At 49.6% G+C, this 20,358-nt stretch carries 18 protein-coding genes and 1 riboswitch; of the genes, 1 reads left to right on the forward strand and 17 read right to left on the reverse strand.

Features of this window, described 5'->3' with window-relative positions:
- Positions 1-2: 2 nt before the first annotated feature.
- From HMPREF2958_RS09575 to pnuC, 6 genes are all read right to left on the reverse strand, one after another.
- Positions 3-1,595, reverse strand: coding sequence for an anthranilate synthase component I (locus tag HMPREF2958_RS09575; RefSeq protein WP_070697817.1), 1,593 nt, complete (start codon positions 1,593-1,595; stop codon positions 3-5).
- 139 nt (positions 1,596-1,734) lie between these two features.
- The gene (gene ribH / locus HMPREF2958_RS09580) at positions 1,735-2,208 is read right to left on the reverse strand and encodes a 6,7-dimethyl-8-ribityllumazine synthase (RefSeq protein ID WP_048751639.1); all 474 of its coding nucleotides are present in this window, start codon (positions 2,206-2,208) and stop codon (positions 1,735-1,737) included.
- 78 nt (positions 2,209-2,286) lie between these two features.
- Positions 2,287-3,048, reverse strand: a complete 762-nt coding sequence (locus tag HMPREF2958_RS09585; RefSeq protein ID WP_070697818.1) for a GTP cyclohydrolase II — start codon at positions 3,046-3,048, stop codon at positions 2,287-2,289.
- Positions 3,045-4,322 carry a 3,4-dihydroxy-2-butanone-4-phosphate synthase gene (gene ribB, locus HMPREF2958_RS09590; RefSeq protein ID WP_070697819.1) on the reverse strand — a complete coding sequence of 426 codons (1,278 nt, stop codon included), beginning with the start codon at positions 4,320-4,322 and terminating at the stop codon, positions 3,045-3,047. The genes HMPREF2958_RS09585 and ribB overlap by 4 nt, the downstream gene beginning before the upstream one ends.
- Positions 4,323-4,513: 191 nt before the next feature.
- Positions 4,514-5,761 carry a bifunctional diaminohydroxyphosphoribosylaminopyrimidine deaminase/5-amino-6-(5-phosphoribosylamino)uracil reductase RibD gene (gene ribD / locus HMPREF2958_RS09595; protein WP_070697820.1) on the reverse strand — a complete coding sequence of 416 codons (1,248 nt, stop codon included), beginning with the start codon at positions 5,759-5,761 and terminating at the stop codon, positions 4,514-4,516.
- Positions 5,758-6,477 carry a nicotinamide riboside transporter PnuC gene (gene pnuC, locus HMPREF2958_RS09600; protein ID WP_070697821.1) on the reverse strand — a complete coding sequence of 240 codons (720 nt, stop codon included), beginning with the start codon at positions 6,475-6,477 and terminating at the stop codon, positions 5,758-5,760. The genes ribD and pnuC overlap by 4 nt, the downstream gene beginning before the upstream one ends.
- A 123-nt stretch (positions 6,478-6,600) precedes the next feature.
- Positions 6,601-6,740, reverse strand: a riboswitch (FMN riboswitch).
- 480 nt (positions 6,741-7,220) lie between these two features.
- On the opposite strand from pnuC, the gene HMPREF2958_RS09605 reads away from it, so the two are divergent.
- Positions 7,221-8,696 (forward strand): GH25 family lysozyme, encoded by a 1,476-nt coding sequence (locus HMPREF2958_RS09605; protein WP_070697822.1) that lies wholly within the window; start codon positions 7,221-7,223, stop codon positions 8,694-8,696.
- A gap of 209 nt (positions 8,697-8,905) precedes the next feature.
- Here HMPREF2958_RS09605 and fabF read toward each other — a convergent pair whose 3' ends face one another.
- The 11 genes from fabF to lepB all read right to left on the reverse strand — a co-directional run bounded on the left by fabF (position 8,906) and on the right by lepB (position 20,341).
- Positions 8,906-10,174 carry a beta-ketoacyl-ACP synthase II gene (gene fabF, locus HMPREF2958_RS09610; RefSeq protein WP_070697823.1) on the reverse strand — a complete coding sequence of 423 codons (1,269 nt, stop codon included), beginning with the start codon at positions 10,172-10,174 and terminating at the stop codon, positions 8,906-8,908.
- A gap of 88 nt (positions 10,175-10,262) precedes the next feature.
- Positions 10,263-10,505 carry an acyl carrier protein gene (locus tag HMPREF2958_RS09615; protein WP_004004541.1) on the reverse strand — a complete coding sequence of 81 codons (243 nt, stop codon included), beginning with the start codon at positions 10,503-10,505 and terminating at the stop codon, positions 10,263-10,265.
- 203 nt (positions 10,506-10,708) lie between these two features.
- Positions 10,709-11,734, reverse strand: coding sequence for a beta-ketoacyl-ACP synthase III (locus tag HMPREF2958_RS09620; protein ID WP_013398962.1), 1,026 nt, complete (start codon positions 11,732-11,734; stop codon positions 10,709-10,711).
- A gap of 56 nt (positions 11,735-11,790) precedes the next feature.
- Positions 11,791-12,690: an ACP S-malonyltransferase gene (locus tag HMPREF2958_RS09625; RefSeq protein ID WP_070697824.1), complete on the reverse strand. Its 900-nt coding sequence runs from the start codon at positions 12,688-12,690 to the stop codon at positions 11,791-11,793.
- Positions 12,691-12,984: 294 nt separating this feature from the next.
- Complete coding sequence (locus HMPREF2958_RS09630; RefSeq protein ID WP_083313743.1) at positions 12,985-14,055, reverse strand: tyrosine recombinase XerC; 1,071 nt, start codon at positions 14,053-14,055, stop codon at positions 12,985-12,987.
- 60 nt (positions 14,056-14,115) lie between these two features.
- On the reverse strand, positions 14,116-15,600 hold the full coding sequence (gene dprA, locus HMPREF2958_RS09635) for a DNA-processing protein DprA (protein ID WP_070697825.1): 1,485 nt from the start codon (positions 15,598-15,600) through the stop codon (positions 14,116-14,118).
- 50 nt (positions 15,601-15,650) lie between these two features.
- Entirely contained in the window at positions 15,651-17,195 is a 1,545-nt protein-coding gene (locus tag HMPREF2958_RS09640) for a YifB family Mg chelatase-like AAA ATPase (RefSeq protein WP_070697826.1), read from the reverse strand.
- A complete protein-coding gene (locus HMPREF2958_RS09645) occupies positions 17,195-17,641 on the reverse strand; it encodes a YraN family protein (protein ID WP_246828113.1) in 447 nt (148 codons plus the stop codon). Before HMPREF2958_RS09645 ends, HMPREF2958_RS09640 begins: the two co-directional genes overlap by 1 nt.
- A 278-nt stretch (positions 17,642-17,919) precedes the next feature.
- Complete coding sequence (locus HMPREF2958_RS09650) at positions 17,920-18,255, reverse strand: DUF2469 domain-containing protein (protein ID WP_013398957.1); 336 nt, start codon at positions 18,253-18,255, stop codon at positions 17,920-17,922.
- On the reverse strand, positions 18,255-19,049 hold the full coding sequence (locus HMPREF2958_RS09655; RefSeq protein WP_070697828.1) for a ribonuclease HII: 795 nt from the start codon (positions 19,047-19,049) through the stop codon (positions 18,255-18,257). Before HMPREF2958_RS09655 ends, HMPREF2958_RS09650 begins: the two co-directional genes overlap by 1 nt.
- 164 nt (positions 19,050-19,213) lie before the next feature.
- Positions 19,214-20,341, reverse strand: a complete 1,128-nt coding sequence (gene lepB / locus HMPREF2958_RS09660) for a signal peptidase I (protein ID WP_070697829.1) — start codon at positions 20,339-20,341, stop codon at positions 19,214-19,216.
- Positions 20,342-20,358 lie beyond the last annotated feature (17 nt).

Below are 20,358 nucleotides of genomic sequence, written 5' to 3' on the forward strand. Positions count from 1 at the left end.
TCTTAATCTGCTGTGGTAACGCGTTTTGTCTGCAGAGGTTTCAGACCCGATGCCGTCAATACAGCACGGAGCGGAGCAGCTGACTTATTTACGGTCTCTTCAGTCTCGCACTCCGGGTTGGAGTCCATCACAATACCGGCTCCAGCCTGTACATAAGCTTTTGTTCCCTTGAGAACAGCAGTACGAATTGCAATAGCCATATCCATGTTTCCAGCAAAATCAAAATATCCGCAGACACCCCCATAAACCCCACGGCGGGTCGGCTCATACTCGTCGATAAGCTGCATGGCCCGCGGTTTGGGAGCCCCCGAGAGAGTCCCCGCCGGAAAAGCAACGCGAAGTACATCGTAAGCACTGAATTGAGGGTCAAGTTCAGCACTCACTGAGGAAGAAATATGCATGATATGGCTAAACCGCTCAATCACCATGAACTCATCAACAGAGACCGTTCCAGGCTTTGCAATTCGAGACAGATCATTACGCGCCAAATCAACCAGCATCAAATGCTCAGAGCGCTCTTTTTGATCGGCAAGAAGCTCTTCAGCAAGAGCTATATCCTGTTCACGAGTTGCACCGCGAGGCCGGGAACCAGCGATAGGATGCGAAGTCGCACGACCCTCCTTGAGGGTCACCAAGGCTTCTGGGGAAGAACCAACAATTTGGAAAGGAATACCCTCAGCATCCTCAAAGTTAAAGAGGTACATGTAGGGTGAAGGGTTAGATTGACGAAGGACGCGATAGACATCAAGCGCATCCGCGCCAGTTTCAACTTCAAAACGACGTGAGATCACGATCTGAAAGACGTCGCCATCAATAATATTTTTCTTACACCGATCAATTGCGTCTTGATAGCCTTGCACCGACCAGGTTTGAGTAACCTCACGATGAATTCGATCATTTACCTCAGAAACGCCGGTTAAAACCGATGCCGTTTCAGAGGCACCCTGTTCTAGCTGCTGCAGCATACGGTGCAGACGTTCGACCGCATCGACGTATGCATCATCCACATTTTCATTGGTACCGTTGAAGTTAATGGCATTTGCAATCAAGAGCACTGTGCCGTCAGTATTATCATGGATTGCCATGTCAGAAACCATGTTCAAGGCAAATTCTGGGAGATTCACGTCATCAGCTGGCGGATACGGCAGGTTCTCCCAGCGGCGTACTACGTCCCAGCCCAAGTAACCTACCAACCCCGATGTTAACGGTGGAAGGCCAGGAACTGGTTCAGTATGAAGCATACGAAGGGTTTGATCGATAGCTTCAACGGGATCGCCTTCTGTTGGGGCTCCCGCCGGAGTTTGCCCTTGCCAATATATCTTGCCGTCTCGTGTGGTCAGGGTTGAACGAGAAGAAGCGCCGATAAAAGAATACCGGTCCCAAGCTGCCGATTCCCCCTCGGTCGCGATCTTAGCCGATTCAAGCAAAAAAGTTCCAGGATCAGCGGCACCATCGTGTAGAACCAGCGAACGATAAATACCAATGGGTGTAAGCGAGTCTGCAAGAATTTTGATGCACACCGGAATAACTCGGTGAGTCACCGCGCGTTCCCGGAATTCTTCAAGAGAGGGTGAGATAATGCCCAAATCCTGCATAGGACTAATCCTTCGTGCTCGATTGCTGATGCCCAAACTGTTGCCTGGGGCTCTCGTATTAGTGTACAAGTTCCACCACATCTAACAGTGGTTTGAACAAACAGCGCGAAGTATCAAAATTGACACTTCGCGCTGTTAATTAGCTCAGTCGTTTGAGAGTCGCTGCGGTTTGCAAAGCTGCCGCCGTTGCCTCATAGCCTTTGTCTTCAGAGGAACCAGGAAGTCCGGCACGGTCTAGAGCTTGTTGTTCATTATCGCAGGTGAGTACCCCGAAACCGACCGGGCGACCAGTCAGCACGGAAACATCGGTCAGACCACTCGTAGCGCCCTGACATACGAAGTCAAAGTGAGGAGTTCCACCGCGAATAACAACGCCGAGGGCAACAATCGCATCGTATTTTTCGGCAAGACGGGTTGCTGCAACAGGTAGTTCAAAAGTCCCCGGAACACGCACAATAGTCGGCTCCAGCCCCGCATCAGCGGCGGCGCGCTGCGCCCCATTGAGTAACCCTTCCATGACCTGAGTGTGCCAGCTTGCCGCGACAATAGCTAGTTTGAATCCAGTGTAGTCCTCAGGATTGAGAGTGGTATCTGCTGCTCCTGCGCCGCTCATATTTCTTAACTCCTTGGTGTCGTTGGTTTATATCGCAAAGTCGTCCTCTGACCACACAGCAAGCTGTTATCAGCCAGATTATATACTAGGCCCATGGAGCCTATGCCCCATACGCTGACGTTTTGTTTCAAGGTACTTGGCGTTCTCAGCACGCGCCGGAATTTCGTCAGGAATTACCTCATGTACTTCAAGCCCCAACTCGGTCAGCGCGTCAACCTTTGCCGGATTATTTGTGATAAGTCGCAGATTATGAACCCCGAGTTCTTGCAGAATAAGTGCCGCCTGCGTGTAATCACGCATATCTTCGTCTAAGCCAAGCGCTAAATTTGCGTCTAGGGTATCAAGGCCAGCGTCTTGAAGTGCATAAGCTCGCAGCTTATTTACAAGCCCAATACCTCGCCCTTCATGATTGCGAACATAGAGCATCCAACCACCATAACGCGAGAGAATTTTTAACCCATTCTCAAGCTGCTGACCACAGTCGCATCGGAAGGAGCCCAGAATATCTCCAGTAGCGCATTCGGAGTGGATTCGCACTGCGGGAATCTGATCTTCTCCCGAAAATGCAATAGGGTTCCCTTGGTCGTCTAAAGCACGAATGCTCATATGCTCAGCACCATCGGCAAACCGCCAAGCACGTACCCCAAAGTTTCCATGGGGTGTAGGAACAATAACCTCAATGGTTGATTCCACCAGTTGCGGGCTGGGATGAGGCACTAAGTCTAAAGGCGAAGCTGTGTACCGGTGGGCAAATCTCTCAGCAAGATCGCGTTTCTCGAATTCGAGCTCTGAGGGTATGTGCTTGTGCTGAGTGCTCTGCTTTTCTGGGGTATCACTCATGCTCGTTCCTTCACATACTGAATAAGGTCTTCGATCGAAATCATGGGGAGGCTGTGCGCAGCTGCAAAAGAGCGCAATGCTTCAAAGCGCATCATGCTTCCATCATCATGAACAAGCTCGGCAATAACGCCTACGCCCGAAAGACCGGCCGCACGGGTAAGTTCTACGGCAGCTTCGGTATGCCCAGCACGTTCCAATACCCCACCAGCTACAGCACGCAAGGGAAATATATGCCCCGGACGGCTCAAATCTTCAGGGCACCCTGAGGCGTCTGCAAGAACTCTGACTGTACGAGCACGATCGGCGGCGCTAATACCTGTTGTGGTTCCTACACGCGCATCGCAAGAAACCGTATATGCAGTACCTTTAGGATCTTCATTGTGCGCGGTCATCGGCGGCAAGTTCATGCTGTCTGCGCGTTCGTGACTCATTGGAGCACATATCACTCCGGAAGTATAGCGGATAGTAAATCCCATAAGTTCTTCTGTAGCATATTCAGCCGCAAAAATTATATCTCCCTCATTTTCACGGTTTTCATCATCCACTACAACGACAGCTCGACCGGCGGAGATAGCCTCAATGGCCTCCTGAATAGAATCCAGCTCTTGTGCAACTACGGAAGTTTCATGGAAATCTACATTTCTCATTTCCATCAACCGGGCTACATATTTAGCGAGCGCGTCTGTTTCAAGATTGACAGTGTCTCCTACGGTAAGCTGCCCTAGATTAGTTGCGCTAAGAGTTTCAGGAATCAAACCGACTTCAAACCAGGGAGCGCTCTCAGCAGAGGCAGAAACCGCGGTTACTGTCAGCGATACGCCGGAGACGGCGATAGAACCTTTCTCAACCAGATACGGAGCAAGTTCTTGAGGAATGGAAAAACGAATAGTGCACCACGCATCATGTTCAGTTATTGATGTAACCGTCGCGATACCATCTACGTGTCCCTGGACTACGTGTCCGTCAAACCTTCCGTTGGCAGGCATGCACCGTTCAAGGTTAACGATCGATCCATGAGTTAGTGTGCCTAAATTAGTCCGAGTGAGCGTCTCCCCCATGGCATAAGCGCGAAATTGCTGCGGTTCAATGCTATCCTCATCGACGGCAGTTAGACATACACCGTTGACAGCTAGGGATCCTCCATGATCCAAGTCAGAGACAATATCACCAGCGTTAATAGTGATATATGCAGCTCCGGTCGAAGTCCCTTGAGCGTCATAGACTGGTTGAACGGACTCAACGGTACCTAGCGCACCGATAATTCCTGTAAACATGTGTGTCTTCTCCTCTGTGGCAGCTGCACCGGGATGGAATTCAGATGCCGCTACGATACTTGCACTATAACTATAAAGATGAGTCTTTTATTCCCCGAAATATCGTGCAGGTGCATACCGGAACGATCTCAAAGACGATGTTCCCTTTCCTACACTTTGTTTCCAGGAATTATGCATAACTTTTGTAGTTTTTATTCTCGTGGTTCTGGAAAATATTTGTGCGTGAAACGTGGAAGTACGCGACGAATACCCGGTGTATTTTTTGCAGTGCTACGGGGGCTTGGTATCAGGTGCGTTGCGGTGTCTTCGCCTAAGACCCGAACTGATGGAAACATCCCAAGATCATCAAGCTGCAGACGAGGGGCATTTTCCAACGTGTTGGTAATAAGTCGGTACATTGCACTTTTACCGTGCCCCATAAGTATAGGAGCGCGGTACCAAACAAGTTCGTCAAGAAGATCTTCCCCGGTAAATAGGCCAACCATTCCCGGTCCTCCCTCAATCATGAGGTGTCGCACCCCACGACTGTAAAGTTCGTCAAGAAGGACTCGGGGCTCATGAGTGTAAACCTGCATGTAATTTTCTGGGTCTCTTGTACCTAGACCACACACTTTATAGGTGCTTGGTATATCTGTTTCTCCCATGACAACCCGTAAAGGCTGTTTCTTGTAGCGTTGCCCTGAGATATCACGGGCATCTAGTGAGGGATTATCAAGGAGTGTAGTGCGGGTTCCGATCATCACGGCGTCTGCGCGTTTTCGGATGAGATGCCCATCAGCACGTGCTTGTGAACCAGTTATCCATTTACTGGTGCCGTCTGCTGCCGCGATAAAACCGTCAAGAGTTGAAGCAGATTTAACGGTAATAAATGGTCGTTTTTCTGCGACCGAAATAAACCATCGTTCATTTAGCGCGTACGAGTCCTCAGCAAATTCTCGCATATACGTTGTTACGACTCCGTGAGAGCGTAAATATTCTGCTCCGCCAGAAGCCTGAGCGCTCCTATCTGGATATGCATAAAAGACCTGAGAAATTCCAGCTTCTTTGATAGCATGCGAGCACGGACCGGTTTTGCCTGTATGATTGCAGGGTTCTAGCGACACATACATTTTTGCATCGCTCATATCCGTGCCAGCCGCGCGGGCTTGAGCTAGGACATCAGCTTCAGCATGAGGTGTTCCTGCCCCGCGATGCCATCCAACATGCAGTACTTGACCGGCAGAGTTTGTAATAACCGCTCCAACAAGTGGGTTAGCCCCTCGTATACCCTGACGAGCGGCTTCTATAGCCAAACTCATAGCACGAGCATCGGTCAATGCCCCTTCAGGGACCTTTACAGTTACCGAAGCGGGTATTCCTTGAAGATGACCGTACTCCGCAGCAGAATAGTCAAGATCATTTACGGGCGTATACATCTCAGGACCTAGATACGTTGTCATGATTTGCTCGATTCCACGTCAACAGTAATATCCGGAAATTGCGTTTGGACTCGGGTTTTTTCTTCACGATTCCGAGTACTCCACCATACGAAGAAGCCTACAAGAGTAAAGCATCCGTAGAAAACATACATCAGAGAAGTGGCATAGTAGCCTGCGCTCCAAAGCAGCGGAACACCAACAATATCAACAGCAACCCAAATTAGCCAGAACTCTACCCATCCTCGTGCCATACCATAGGTCGCTATAAGCGAACCGGTAAATATCCAAGCATCTGACCATACGGGCTCGTATGACCCTAGAGAACGAAATATTGGAGTTAAAGCTATCGTGCCAAGAATAAGTACAGAGATAATGCTAAAACGTTCCAGCCTGGATGCCCATCGTGGAATTACAGCTGCCCCCTCGGCACGCATTCCTTGAGCTCTGCAGGACTGCCGCCAACGATACCAGCCCCATACAGAAACAGTTATGAACATAATCTGGCGCCCAGCCTGACCAAGCATATTAATGGGGTTGGGGCTGCCGAAGAAGGCACCCATAAACACGGTAAAAAGCAGCAGATTTCCGGCTATACCGATCGGCCATGCCCAGACTTTACGGCGCATTCCGCCCAAAGCTGAGGCTAAACCGAAAAGGTTACCTAAAACTTCGCGCACAAGAAGAATCTGGTCTCCAAACTGTATTTGTGCGTCGAAGAGCCACCGCAGAACGTTCACTGTTCCTCCCTTTCATCGTCATTGCGGCGACTCCGGGGAGAACAAAATGCATTGATTCCAGCAATTGCTGGAACATTAGATAACGGTTTCGAATATATACCGTGACCGCATCCCGTGCTTTCTGCTCGTGCTGCCTACCATCCAGACTGTACTGTCGGTACCGGAGTTTCACCGGTTCGGCCGTAAGCATCACAATAACTGATACGCACGGTTCGCGGACTGTCACCGCCGGTTCGGAATTTCACCGACCCCGGAGCACGATTACGGGTCAATTATGGCACACCACGCAAGATCGCCAAAAGCAGGTCTTGAGGAAGGCACCAGCGCTATCACAGTATAGGCTAAAGATATGTCAATTTCTTTACCCTTAATTTTGTGATTTAGACATTATGTACCCTCAAATAGAATGTACTGTTCTCCTTGCCTGTTTATATTGAAAAATATAAACTTTTCAACCACATATGAGGTTTAACATACAATTTAATGATATTCATCCTGGGGTATCAGATATTTTAATACTTGACACTTAAAAAATACTCATACTACCGCAAAAACACGCTACAAAGGGTTGAATACTTGAAATTTATAGGAAATTATTTTTAGAATACTCTTCGTTCACGCTTCCTTTGAGAAGCATGATCTGCAGTGCATTTTTAAGAATCGAAAAATATTCTTCGCATTTTTAAATCATGCACAACACATATCACTCTCACATACACAACTAAATAAAATTGCAGGTAAACATGAAACTTTTTAACCGGCAAAAGTCTGTTTCAAAGACCCTAGCAGCCGTTGGCGCTATGGTGCTGGCTTTAGGGACTATAAGCCCGGCAGTAGCTCATGAAAATACTTCTGATGCTTCTTCTACAGCTCAAATTCCCGCTCGCGAGGAAATGAATACTCCAATGGGTGCAGGTGAGCGAGCTCGCCTTGCAGAGTCGCAATCCTCAACTCTTGGCAAGATCTCCCCTAATGCCACTTCCATGTGGACTCCCACAGGTGGGACCCTTGGTATGGACGTTTCTTCATACCAAGGAAACGTAGACTGGAACCGTGCATATAATATGGGCTCCCGTTTTGCATACACAAAAGCAACAGAGGGTAACTATTACACTAACCCTTACTTTGCTCAACAATACAACGGTTCCGCACAGTCGGGCATGATTCGTGGTGCCTATCATTTTGCCAACCCACGCTCCACCTCTGGAGCTGAACAGGCACGCTATTTCGTCAGACATGGCGGTGGATGGAGTAACGACGGAATTACAATGCCCGGCCTACTCGATATTGAATACAACCCATATCCGAGTCTTGGCAACACCTGCTACAACATGAGCAGTGCCGATCTCACTCGGTGGATTCGTGATTTCATGGAGACCTACCGCAGCCTCACCGGTCGATACCCTATGATTTATACCGCTAATTACTGGTGGAGGCAATGCGTAGGCGCAACAGAGTTCGGTAACCACCTCCTGCATCTGGCAAATTACAACTACTATCCCGGTCCTATGCCAGCTGGGTGGGGTAATTACGATATCTGGCAGTTCTCTTCTGAAGGACCTTTCGTTGGAGACTCGAATTTCTTCCCGGGTACGGTTCACGATTTACGTGCACTAGCCACCAATGCGGGGGCAAAGAACCGTTCATGGCATCCTCAACCCGCGCCCCGAGTAGAAACGGCTCCTAAGACCCGGTTCCGGGATGTTCCGCAGAGCTCGCCTTTCTATAAAGAAATTGAATGGTTAGCCAACGAGAAAATTACTACCGGTTGGCCGGATGGCACTTTCCGACCGGACGCAGGTGTAGAACGCGCTGCGATGGCAGCTTATTTCTACCGTATGGCTGGCTCTCCTCCGGTTAATCTTCCAGCACGTTCACCTTTCCGCGATGTAGCGCCTCAAGACCAGTTCTATCGCGAAATTGTCTGGATGCATCAGCAAGGTATCGCTACCGGTTGGGCTGATGGCACCTTCCGTCCGCACGATAGTGTCAACCGCGATGCGATGGCAGCTTTCTTCTACCGTTTTGCGGGGAAGCCAGCGGTGCCCGCAGGCCGTAATTTCTCAGATGTTGGAGCGAATAATCAATTCTATCGAGAAATTATGTGGCTTAAAGGTACTGGTATCGCTACCGGTTGGGCTGATGGCACCTTCCGTCCTTGGCAACCTGTTGAACGGGGCGCAATGGCAGCGTTTATCTACCGCTATAAGCACAAGTAAAATAGTCGCTTCTCATTAATAATAAAGGGAGGATTCCCCACAAAACTGTGGGGAATCCTCCCTTTATTATTACCCGTGGTATTTTCAGATATGACAGTTGCGTTAAGTATGCATACCTCACTGTTTTTCGTGGCTTCAGCTGTACACAGATACGAAAAGGGTCTTCTCAGGTAATTCCTGAGAAGACCCCAATCCAGTATTATGCAGAGTTACTCAACAGAACGGAACGCGACGACTGCGTTATGTCCACCAAAGCCGAAGGAATTCGAGATACCAACAATCTCTCCTTCAGGAAGCTCCCGTGCCTGTGTCACAATGTCAAGATCAATCTGCGGATCTTGGTTTTCCAGATTAATAGTAGCCGGAGCTTTGCGGTTGTAAATCGCCAATACGGTAAGCACTGCTTCAAGGGCTCCTGCACCACCCAAAAGATGCCCCGTCATAGACTTGGTTGCAGAAACAGCAATATTCTTTGTATGCTCACCGAAAGTAGCATGCATAGCAGTTGCTTCTGGTAGATCCCCCGCAGGAGTTGAGGTTGCGTGTGCGTTAATATGCACAACTGTAGCAGGATCAATATCCCCATCTTTGAGTGCTTCACGCAGAGCTCGTGTGGCTCCTAGAGCATCAGGATCGGGAGCGGTTATATGGAAGGCATCAGCAGAGACACCGGTACCTGCTAGCTCGGCATAGACTCGCGCTCCACGGGCTCGGGCATGCTCCTCTGACTCAAGAATCATAGCCGCAGCGCCTTCGCCCATCACAAATCCGTCACGATCCATATCATAAGGGCGTGAGGCTTTTTCGGGGTCATCGTTACGCGATGACAACGCCTGCATACGCGCAAAGGCCGCTAACGGAAGAGGATGAATTGCTGCTTCGGAACCGCCGACAACAACCACATCTGCTTTACCTGTGCGAATCATATCGACCCCCAGCTCCATAGCTTCCGTTGAAGAAGCACAGGCAGATACGACGGTTTGAGCAGCGGCGCGCGCTTTCAGGTTCATCGACACAGCGGCTGCGTTGCCGTTAGGCATTAACATGGGAACTGTCATGGGAAGAACCCTTCGAGGTCCTTTCTCACGCAATGTATCCCATGCATCAAGCAGGGTCCACACACCACCGATACCAGTACCAAATGCTACACCGGTGCGTAAGGGATCAACTTCTTCTGCGGATTCAGCGTCGGAACCCGAAAAACCAGCATCTTCCCAGGCTTCACGAGCAGCGATAAGTGCTAGCTGTCCTGAAGGATCTAAGCGCTTTGCTTCAACTTTGGTGAGTCGTTCTGACTCGTGAGCAGGCTCTGCGAGGCGCCCAGCGATGTAAACAGGCAGACTGTATTCTTCTACCCAGGGCTCATCAATTTTAGTGATACCCGAGACGCCTTTAAGCGCATTTGCCCAGGTGGTGGGGACGTCGCCGCCAATAGGAGTGGTTGCGCCGAGACCGGTCACCAACACTTTTCGAGACATCTTCACACTTTCTTGGTTATATCGGTGGAGGGTGAAACTAGACAGGTGGGCGCGGTTACTTGCCCGCGCCCACCGTCGGCAGCCTAATTTAGGCTGTTTTTGCGATAAAGTCTACTGCGTCACCAACAGTCTTGAGGTTCTTGACCTCTTCGTCTGGAATAGTAACTTCGAACTTTTCCTCAGCGTTCACTACGATAGTCATCATCGAGATAGAGTCAATATCGAGGTCTTCGGTGAAGGACTTATCCAGCTGAACATCTTCAACTTCAACACCGGTCTCTTCGTTTACAATCTCAGCAAGACCTGCGAGGATCTCTTCTTTGTTAGCCATGAAGGGCTCCTTTGTCATAGAAGTGGTAGCACGCTCCTGGTTAAGAGCATGTGCATAATCGAGTTTATCGTGTCTGTGTAAGTATCTCACACAATAACCCCGAGTTTTTCAAATTCGTACTATAAAATCTAGTGTTTGCAGGTACGAATTTGAGCTATCTCATAAAAGGTATATTCAGATACCTTAAGAGTGATCTCGATAACTTACGGAAGAACAACAACCTGTGCCGCATATGCAAGACCGGCCCCAAAACCAATCTGTAGTGCAAATTTTCCAGAAAGTTCAGGCTGTTCCTGCAAAAGACGATGCGCTGCCAAAGGAACGGAGGCGGCAGACGTGTTACCAGCATCAGCAATATCTCGCGCAATAGCGACATTTTCAGGCAATTTCAGGGTTTTTGCCATCTGATCGATAATGCGAGCATTAGCCTGATGCGGAATTAATGCACCCAGCTCATCCGGAGTAATACCTGCCGATTCTAAAGCCTGCTGTGCAACTTTTGCCATTTCCCACACAGCCCAGCGGAAGACTGAAGGTCCATCTTGACGCAGGGTCGGCCAAATCTTTTCATCTTCCTGCACAGGGTTAACGACAAAGTCACGGTTACGGATATCGAGGAGGGAATGGGTCATTCCGACAGTCCCCCAGCGGGAACCGTCTGACCCCCAAATAGTCGGGGCGATGCCGGGTTCGTCCGATACGCTGACAACAGCCGCACCCGCTCCATCTCCCAACAAGAATGAGATAGAACGTTCCGTATTATCTATAAAATCTGAAAGTTTTTCAACGCCTATCACGAGAACATTCTGCGCCATACCAGAACGAACCATAGCATCTGCCTGAGCTATACCATAGCAGAAGCCAGCGCAGGCCGCAGAAATATCGTAAGCAGGACACCGAGACCCAATGGCATCCGCAACCAGAACAGCTAGTGACGGAGTAGCATACGGGTGGGAAATTGTTGAGATAATAACGGCATCAATCTGTTCACCCGTCACGTGTGAGTTGGCGAGCGCATCATGAGCTGCTGCGATTGCAAGGTCATTAACGGTTTGGTTTTCGCTAGCTCGATGTCGGGTTGAAATCCCGGTACGCTGCTTAATCCACTCATCAGACGAGTTGATAGCTTCAACGATATCGTTATTATGAACAATCACCTCACCACGGGAAGCCCCATAGCCTAAAATGCGGGAGTAACGATTGTTCTCATATTGTTTGAGGGTAGTCACGTGTTTACTGTTCCTTGAGCTGTTTTTTCGTGGGTCTGACCTGATACGCCTTAAACCTATGCACCAAATTTTTCGAGGTCTTCAGGAGCGTTAATGGCGGTGAAAGGTACACCACGCATTGCGCGTTTTGCCAATCCGACGAGGGTTCCTGCAGGTGTTACCTCAATAATATCGGTGACTTCGTCTTGCAACATCTGAGCCATACACAGATCCCACCGCACAGGGTTTGTAACCTGCTTGACGAGAGAATCGAGAAATTCCTGTCCGGAAGCGACCACAGAGCCATCGCGATTACTCAAAATTTTGTGCTTTGGATCTTCAACCGTGATCGTGTCTGCAAATTTCTTGAGTGGTTCCACGGCCGGGGCCATAGCTTCTGTGTGAAAGGCACCAGCAACTTTAAGCGGAATAACACGAGTACGCGCCGGTGGATTCTCAGTGAATTTTTCAAGAGCGTCAAGTGCGCCTGCTGCAACGATTTGTCCACCGCCATTGGAGTTGGCTGCAACTAGCTGCGCCGCTTTAATTGCTTCACGAACCTCTTCTTCATCGCCGCCCAGGACTGCTGCCATACCGGTTGGGGATGCAGCGGCGGCTTGAGCCATGCCGGTGGCACGAACGCGAATAAAACGCATAGCATCTTCATCGCTAAGAATTCCAGAAAGCGCAGCTGCTGTAATTTCTCCTACGGAGTGCCCCGCGAAAAGTAGATTCTCTGATCCTAGACGAGCAAGCGTTAGACGCCCGGTGACAATACCTGCAGCAACAATCAAAGGCTGGGCAATAGCGGTGTCTTTAATAGCTTCTTCCTCGGCTTCGGTGCCGTAATGGATAAGGTCAAGCTCTGCTGCTTGTGAGAGACGCTCAAGGTGTTCACGAACTCCGACAATCTCAAGCCAAGGAGTGAGAAAGCCCTTTTTTTGAGATCCTTGACCGGGGCAGACAATAGCGTACATTCTTGACCTTTCAAATAGCTCATGACGCTCTCGCGTATAGTATTCTATCGCTTTATCATCGTACGGAGTAGCTCAAAATGCCACATATTATGATAAACGCTCCAGAGATATTCTACTCATCTTTTGTCCTAGCCGGTATATTCCATAAGCGCCCACCACAGGCTCCGCTGGATATTGGTCTTGACATCTTATGCCTTCTAAGTACCAGTTGCTTCTTGTAACGTCATCATTTTTCGCTTACCGCGCAGGGCAAGCACACGAAAAACTTCAATAGCCTTTTCCGCTTCCGTACAATCAAGCTCGCGGATGAGCACGAATATAGGTATCTGCTAAACGTTTCATGGAGACATGGGTATAGATCTGTGTCGTTGAGAGCGATGCGTGCCCTAACAGCTCTTGAACGGTACGAATGTCTGCCCCTCCGTCAACAAGATGAGTTGCAGCAGAATGACGAAGGACATGTGCCCCTGAAACCTCGGTATTCTCAAGTGTACGTAGGATTCGGCTAATATCTTCACGAATTTGTCGAGGGTTTGCACGTTTGCCGCGTGGCCCTATAAACAGGGCAGTTACATCGCGTGAACCTTTGGCTATCCAATACGGGCGCCCTATTTTGACCCACTGTGAAAGAACTTTCATCGCGGGGGTTCCCAATGGTACAACACGTTCTTTATTACCTTTACCGATAACGCGAACCGTCTTATTAGCTCGGTCTATACTCGATAGATTCAAGCCTGTAAGTTCTGAGATACGCATACCCGATGAGTACAGAACCTCTAGAGCAGCCCAAAGCCTCAGCATCCGGATATCCTGCGGATTTTCGCGGCATCGCAGTGCTACGGTGTCCAAAACGGAGCTCATCTGTTCCTGACTCAGGACAGCAGGAAGATGTCGGTCACGCTTAGGCGTACTCATTCCCCGGGTAGGATTTTCTACGATGAGTTCTTCCTCATGAGCCCAGCTGAAAAAAGTGCGCAGGGTCGAACCACGTCGAGCTACAGTTGTCTTGGCATTTTGTTTTAGGTGCATAGACCCCAGCCATTCACGGATAAGCTGCAGGTTTACATCTTCAACACGGCTAATTCCCCGTCGTCCGATAAAGCCGAAAAAACCGCAGAGATCAGATATGTACGATCGGATAGTCTCTTCGGAACGATACTTCTCGTACCTGAGATAACGTTCGAAATGCTCGACAATAGGTAAAAATACTTCTCCAGATAAGGCGGGAGCAAGGTCTGGGGTGGAATCCTGCTGGCTTGCTGATATGGGGAGGGTAGGGGCTAATGAACTTTCCGGTAAAACTGCATCGGGCATAGGTAAAGTCTTTGAAAGCTCTTTATTATCATCCCAAAATGCTGCTGTCATTTCGCCTTCCTCCTCTCTGTCCCTATCTCTTCTGCGAGGCTAGCAAGTCCATGTACTAAGCTATGATGCTGAGCGAGCTGCCTGCCGTATTTTACGCCACCCGAACCCATCGGTTTCTGCCAGACCTTGTTGCGCCAATTGGCTCAGTTCTACCATAGTACCGCGCAAAGGCAAGCCGATGTGGCCCGCAAGTTCTTCCGCCGATCGATAGGCCCGCGGGGACATCATGTCCCAAAGCCGTCCCTGCGCCTCCGACATGGTATCGAGAATTGTACTTTGCTCGTGATCATGACTTTGCTTTTCTTCCTGCAGAGCATCGAACCCTTCACGAGCTTCCAGAATATCTTGTATCTCGCTCAGGATATGAGCATGACCATCCCGGATAAGCCTGTGGCAGCCTACAGAATTCGGAGAATTAATATTCCCTGGAACAGCCCAAAGTTCTCGTCCAATTTCAAGACCATGCCGAGCGGTGTTGAGGGCTCCAGACCTCCAGCGTGCTTCTACTACCACAATATCGTGTGAAAGGGCAGCGATAAGACGGTTACGTTCCAAGAACCTCCACCGGGTAGGGGTGTTCCCAATGGACACTTCGCTCAGAATAAGGCCTTCCTCCACAATACGATGCAAAATCTCCCTGTTCTGCACGGGATAGAAATGATCCAGACCTCCAGCCATGAGCGCAATCGTAGGAACCGCAGAACTTCCTGCGGCAAGCGCAGCACGATGGGCAGCCACATCAATGCCATAAGCGCCACCGGAGATAATAATGTGGCCCTTCTGCGTTAACTCATGGACCAGATAGGATGTTGCATCAGCCCCGTATACACTCGCATCACGCGACCCTACGACCGCAACACATTTTTGAAAATACGCTGTTAGTACCCGTAATTTTGCGGGATCACCCTTGCCCCACAGACCATACGGAGTTTCATCCCCTAAATCTTGAAGGTGGTTAGGCCAAAAATCATCAACAGGGGTTACAAGCCATATACCGCAAGATACCGCCATAGCGCATTCACGTCGAGGTTCAAATCGCTGACGTCCCTGCCATCTCCTACGCTTCTTCGCGATACCACGAGTAAAGTCCTCATAGCTCATGGAATGCTGACCGGGTGTATAACTGACCCCTGCGGCACGAAGTACATCGGCAATTTCTTCGCTGGGTTCTCCCCCATTCCACCACGTTTCCGTCATTCCTTCCGGATTAGTCACGCAATACAAAGTAAGCGGAGCCCCCAAAGTTTTTAGTCCCTCAACGATCAGAGGATCCGCAGGATCAGCAAAGCGCATAATAAGGGCGGTACATAACCGAATATAGGCTCGCACCTGGCGTATCCGTTCTTCCGGTTCCAGGTTTTCCTCAAATAGCAGCTCGGCTTCTTCATCCTGCAACTTCGCATTTATTCGCCACTGAAACGGTGTTGAACTTTCAAAAGGTTCCGGGATGTACGCTTGGTCTAGGCTTTCAAGCTCTTTCCGGCGATACATCATTAGCTGTTGAAAATATGTATGGTTTTCTACGTCTAAAAGTACGTCTGGCATGATAGTTCTCTCTTCACTATGCTCGTTTATTCCATCAACGTGGATAATTTTTATAGCCCTTGATGCCCACCCTGCTGCCGCAGGAATAAAGCCACATCAAGATGTTCCTGTTGGGGTGAGGTCGTGCCGTCTAGGTCGCTCAGAGTCCATGCGGTGCGTAACACGCGATCGTATCCGCGCGCTGTTAAAGTGCCCCGGTCTACGGCTCGGTTAAGACCTTGTACCAAGGTTGAGTTCAGCCGAAGCGGTCCACGTAGAATTTTTCCATTCGTCTCAGCGTTAACCCGTAACCCAAAGGGAGATAATCTTTCCACCTGGGCAGCACGAGCTGTGATAATCCTTTCTCGAATACTGCGAGAACTTTCCCCGCGTTCTTGGCTGGCAAGCTCGGCGGAGGATACTTTAGGAACCATCAGATTAAGGTCTATACGGTCAAGAAGTGGTCCCGATAGACGACTGAAATATGAGCGTCGCTCACGAGGGGTACAGGTGCAATCAGCACCGGTACCTACGTTCATTCCACAAGGGCAAGGGTTGGCAGCAAGAACTAATTGAAACCGGGCCGGGTAAATTGCTGAGGCCGCAGCTCGATCAAGAACTATTTCTCCGCTCTCCAAAGGCTGGCGCAACGAGTCGAGCACTGTACGTTTAAACTCTGGAGCTTCGTCCAGAAAAAGTACTCCACGATGGGCTTTTGAAACGCAACCCGGTCGCGGGATTCCGCTACCTCCTCCCAAAATAGCGGGTGCAGATGCGCTATGGTGCGGAGCTTCAAAAGGCGGTATACGCACTAGTTCGCTCAAAGATGCGTCCGATGAGCAGAGCGATTGAATCGCTGTTACCTCCATAGCTGCTTCATCATCAAGAAGCGGCAGAATAGTAGGAAGCCGCTCTGCCAGCATTGTTTTCCCAGATCCGGGAGGACCCTGCAGCAAAATATGATGTCCCCCGGCGGCAGCAATTTCGAGGGCAAATCTTCCCTGTTGTTGCCCCGCAACATCAGACATATCAGCTAATACCGCAGTATGCGCAGAAGGATTTGGAGTCATCGACTCAACCGGCGCTGGTGGATATTTCAGGTTCTCTGTGCTCGCTCCGAAAGCAGAAAATACTTCTGCCAAACACCGAAATCCGGCAACCTGAATTCCCGGGATTAACGATGCCTCTGCAACGTTGGCATGGGGCACCACTACGCGCGAGTGCCCCGCATCAGCGGCAGCTTTTACAGCTGGCAGTATGCCAGGAACAGACCGCAAAGAACCGTCGAGCCCTAGCTCCCCAAGAAAAACGCAATCGCCGCTAGGATGTAAATTTCGTTCAGCTTGCAGAGCCGCGATTACCATCGCAAGATCAAACCCAGAGCCACGCTTAGGCAGTGTTGCGGGTGTCAGGTTAATGGTGAGTCTGTGCTGTGTTAACGAAATACCTGAGTTCTTAGCGGCAGAGCGAACACGCTCTTTAGATTCGTTAAGAGCTGTATCAGGAAGGCCCAAGAGCACAAACCCGGGAAGCCCTTGAGATACATCCGCCTCAACATCAACGATATGGCCGTGAAGCCCAACCAAAGCTACAGAGTACGTACGTGCAAACCCCACTACGCCACCCCCATCAAGTGTTCGAAGGTGAACTTTTCAGGAGTTCCTGTCACTGCAATAGCATCAACACGAAAATGCCCAAAATCAAGGTTCTCGCGTAGACGACACCATAGTATAGCGAGTTCACGTGTGCGTTTAGCCTTATCACCATTGATAGCTTCAAAAGGATGCCCGTACTCTTCTGAGGATCGAGTTTTAACTTCGATAAAAGCCAGCTCGTCCTGGGGAGTAATAGCAATAAGATCTAGCTCTCCCCGCAACGGAATATCTAGCCCTGCGGGCGGACGCCAATTACGTTCCAGAATCCGGTACCCATTAACACTAAGAATCTGGGCAACTAGGTCTTCGCCCCAGCGCCCCACCCGATGTGCCTTCGCAGGTCTACGACTCCAGCTTGACTTTCCCAGTGTGCGGCTCGATGGCGTGCGCGACGTTATAGCTGTCATAGTGGCTCCTCATGAGAACACCAAAACTCATGCGAAGCTCACTAGCTCCCCAGATTCTTGGCGCATAGCAGATGTTCTTGCCTCTACTATGACCGCTGTATCCATAGTACGCGGGCTCTACTCTGAGATTTGTGGAAAACCTAAGGGAGTGGGACACTTTTCTTTGTTATCCACAGCGATTTATGCGAAAACTTCCCATTAACCCCAAAAATTTGAGTCTGAGAGCCAGCTATAAACCGCTATATTAAGCTCAGTTTTTTGTCGCGCTACGGTCGCTTTTATCCTAAGTCATCGGGAAGATCAGCAATTTCTGGCACCGTAAAGTCCTGATTTGGTAGCCGTTCTTCAACATTTACGTCACGAGTCGAAAAAGCTCGAACATTCTTGACGAACCGATTAGTGCGAAAAACATCCCACACCCACACATCATTCATCACGACCTCAAAGTATATGGTTCCCTCCCGGATCTGAGGCGTTACATCAACCTTATTTGCGAGATAAAACCGGCGGTCCGTTTCAACGGCATAGCTAAATAGCGACATAACATCTTGGTACTCCCGGTATAATGCTAGTTGAGCATCGGTCTCATAGTTTTCCAGTTCTTCTGCACTCATTAACTTTCCCCGTCTTCTCCCGAAACTTTCAATACTTCGCTGCGACCGATACGTGTATTCGTCAGTTGCTCTTCTGTAGCCGGTAACGACCATGAAAGACGATGATAAATACTAGGTCCATACTCGCTAATAGCCTGACGATGCGCCACAGACCCATACCCCTTGTTCTTCGCCCAGCCGTAGTGTGGGTTCTCTGCCGATAAGGATTCCATAAAGGCATCACGATCGACTTTGGCAATCACCGAGGCGGCAGCTATAGAAGCACACTGATAATCACCCTTAATAATCGTGGTGACTGGACCACTCCAACCTTTTTCTACGGCCGAGTTAGCACCGTTCCATACGCGGTGAAGCAATTCCTCATACCGACGGTATACAGGGTCTATAGAATCGAGCAGGTTCGCAGGCTGAGGGCTAAGCCAATCATGTTTCCCATCCAAAAGTACGGCCTCAGGGTATAAACCTCGATGCGCAAGAGCGGCGAGCGCTCGCTGCGCCGCCAGTCGTAGTGCGTAGGTCATTCCTAAAACGTCTATTTCGGCGGGTGTAGTGTGCCCAATAGTGTAGGAACACCATTTTTGGATACGCGGTATAAGGGCTTCACGGCGTTTTGGGGTTAGGGCTTTTGAATCCGTGAGTCCTTCAAGTATCTGCTGATTTTGTTGGTCTAACACGGCAACACCTACGCTTACGGGGCCTGCCAATGCTCCACGCCCGACTTCGTCGAGACCAGCGATCAAGCGATACCCTGCGGTAAAAAGTTTTTGTTCATGCTCAAGATTCGCGCTATGCATGTGTAGTCTTATCTTTCCACGTGAAAACACCAACGGACGAGGGGCTTGGTATCGCTTATATAAACATCGTGTATATGAGGTATACCCGTTTTATAGGTACGAGGTGGAATAGGATTTTCTTCCTATTCCACCTCGTGGATGGGCAATATGTTCATACTGGTCAATTACGGGTTAGGGACCGAGTCGAAGACCTTCTTTTCGTCTTCCAACATTCCGAAGTGGTTCAGCGGCCAGGCAATCACGAAAACTGTTCCCGCTATGTCATCTCGTGGGATGAAGGCGTGCCCGTCGGCAATGTGAAACCTGGAGTCGGCAGAGTTATCACGGTGGTCACCCATCATAAAATATTTTCCTTCGGGTACCGTCACTTTAAAGGGAATGTCTGAGGGGTTTGACCCGGGGTGTAGATAGGGTTCCGTGATCTCAACACCGTTAACCTTGATCTTTCCGCTACCATCACTTTCTACCGTATCACCAGGCAGACCGATGACTCGTTTCACCAGGTAGTTTGAGGATGTGTCGGGTAGGATACCAACAAAGGTAAGTCCATCGGAAATGGGGTTGGAGCTCTTCTGCCCTGAGGGAATCCAGCCCTGTGAGTCTTTAAAGACAACAACATCACCACGTTTGGGGTCATTGAAATACGACCCGGCAACGTTGATGAAGACGCGATCGTTAACCTGCAGAGTATTTTCCATAGACCCTGAGGGAATGTAAAAGCCGCGAATCAGGAATGTTTTAATAACGAAAGCGATAATCAGAGCATAAAGGATGATTGTGCCTGTTTCACGAACTTGAGTCCAAGCCCATTCACTTACTCGGCCCTCGGCTTGCGCTTGTTTGAGGGTCAAAGCCTGTTTCTCTTTTTTCCTTCGCTTCTTTTCTTCTTTAGCGCTGAGAGCTGGAGCGGGCTCTGTCTCCAGTTCTTCCTCATCAGCTTCTATGTCTTCCGTATATTCTGCCTCATCATTACCATCATATTCGGAAGGATAATCGTCATATTCAGCTGAGGCTTCCTCGAAATCTACTGGTTCTTCCTCATATTCCGGGTATTCCACATACTCTGAGGCATCGTATTCTTCCGGTTCATACACATCCTGCTCGTCTTCATAAGCATAATCCGTATACTCGCCCTCTGGATCTTCTTGCGACTCAATGTACGACTGTTCTTGTTCTTCATAGACCAGGCGCTCTTCAAGCTCCCGGCGCTCACGGCGACTCCGCGGCTGATAGTTAGCTGGGACGGAGTTCTCATCGCGTGATGAACGTGATGAGCCGTACTGGTTAGCCATATCGAAGACCTTTCTAG

This window comes from Rothia sp. HMSC036D11 (assembly GCF_001814205.1).
Lineage (GTDB): Bacteria > Actinomycetota > Actinomycetes > Actinomycetales > Micrococcaceae > Rothia > Rothia dentocariosa.

Bases quoted from the DNA above. Each gene is read 5' to 3' on its own strand.
- HMPREF2958_RS09575 (WP_070697817.1), bottom strand. From the start codon at position 1,595: ATGCAGGATTTGGGCATTATCTCACCCTCTCTTGAAGAATTCCGGGAA.
- ribH (WP_048751639.1), bottom strand. From the start codon at position 2,208: ATGAGCGGCGCAGGAGCAGCAGATACCACTCTCAATCCTGAGGACTAC.
- HMPREF2958_RS09585 (WP_070697818.1), bottom strand. From the start codon at position 3,048: ATGAGTGATACCCCAGAAAAGCAGAGCACTCAGCACAAGCACATACCC.
- ribB (WP_070697819.1), bottom strand. From the start codon at position 4,322: ATGTTTACAGGAATTATCGGTGCGCTAGGTACCGTTGAGTCCGTTCAA.
- ribD (WP_070697820.1), bottom strand. From the start codon at position 5,761: ATGACAACGTATCTAGGTCCTGAGATGTATACGCCCGTAAATGATCTT.
- HMPREF2958_RS09605 (WP_070697822.1), top strand. From the start codon at position 7,221: ATGAAACTTTTTAACCGGCAAAAGTCTGTTTCAAAGACCCTAGCAGCC.
- fabF (WP_070697823.1), bottom strand. From the start codon at position 10,174: ATGTCTCGAAAAGTGTTGGTGACCGGTCTCGGCGCAACCACTCCTATT.
- HMPREF2958_RS09615 (WP_004004541.1), bottom strand. From the start codon at position 10,505: ATGGCTAACAAAGAAGAGATCCTCGCAGGTCTTGCTGAGATTGTAAAC.
- HMPREF2958_RS09625 (WP_070697824.1), bottom strand. From the start codon at position 12,690: ATGTACGCTATTGTCTGCCCCGGTCAAGGATCTCAAAAAAAGGGCTTT.
- HMPREF2958_RS09630 (WP_083313743.1), bottom strand. From the start codon at position 14,055: ATGACAGCAGCATTTTGGGATGATAATAAAGAGCTTTCAAAGACTTTA.
- dprA (WP_070697825.1), bottom strand. From the start codon at position 15,600: ATGCCAGACGTACTTTTAGACGTAGAAAACCATACATATTTTCAACAG.
- HMPREF2958_RS09645 (WP_246828113.1), bottom strand. From the start codon at position 17,641: ATGACAGCTATAACGTCGCGCACGCCATCGAGCCGCACACTGGGAAAG.
- HMPREF2958_RS09650 (WP_013398957.1), bottom strand. From the start codon at position 18,255: ATGAGTGCAGAAGAACTGGAAAACTATGAGACCGATGCTCAACTAGCA.
- HMPREF2958_RS09655 (WP_070697828.1), bottom strand. From the start codon at position 19,049: ATGCATAGCGCGAATCTTGAGCATGAACAAAAACTTTTTACCGCAGGG.
- lepB (WP_070697829.1), bottom strand. From the start codon at position 20,341: ATGGCTAACCAGTACGGCTCATCACGTTCATCACGCGATGAGAACTCC.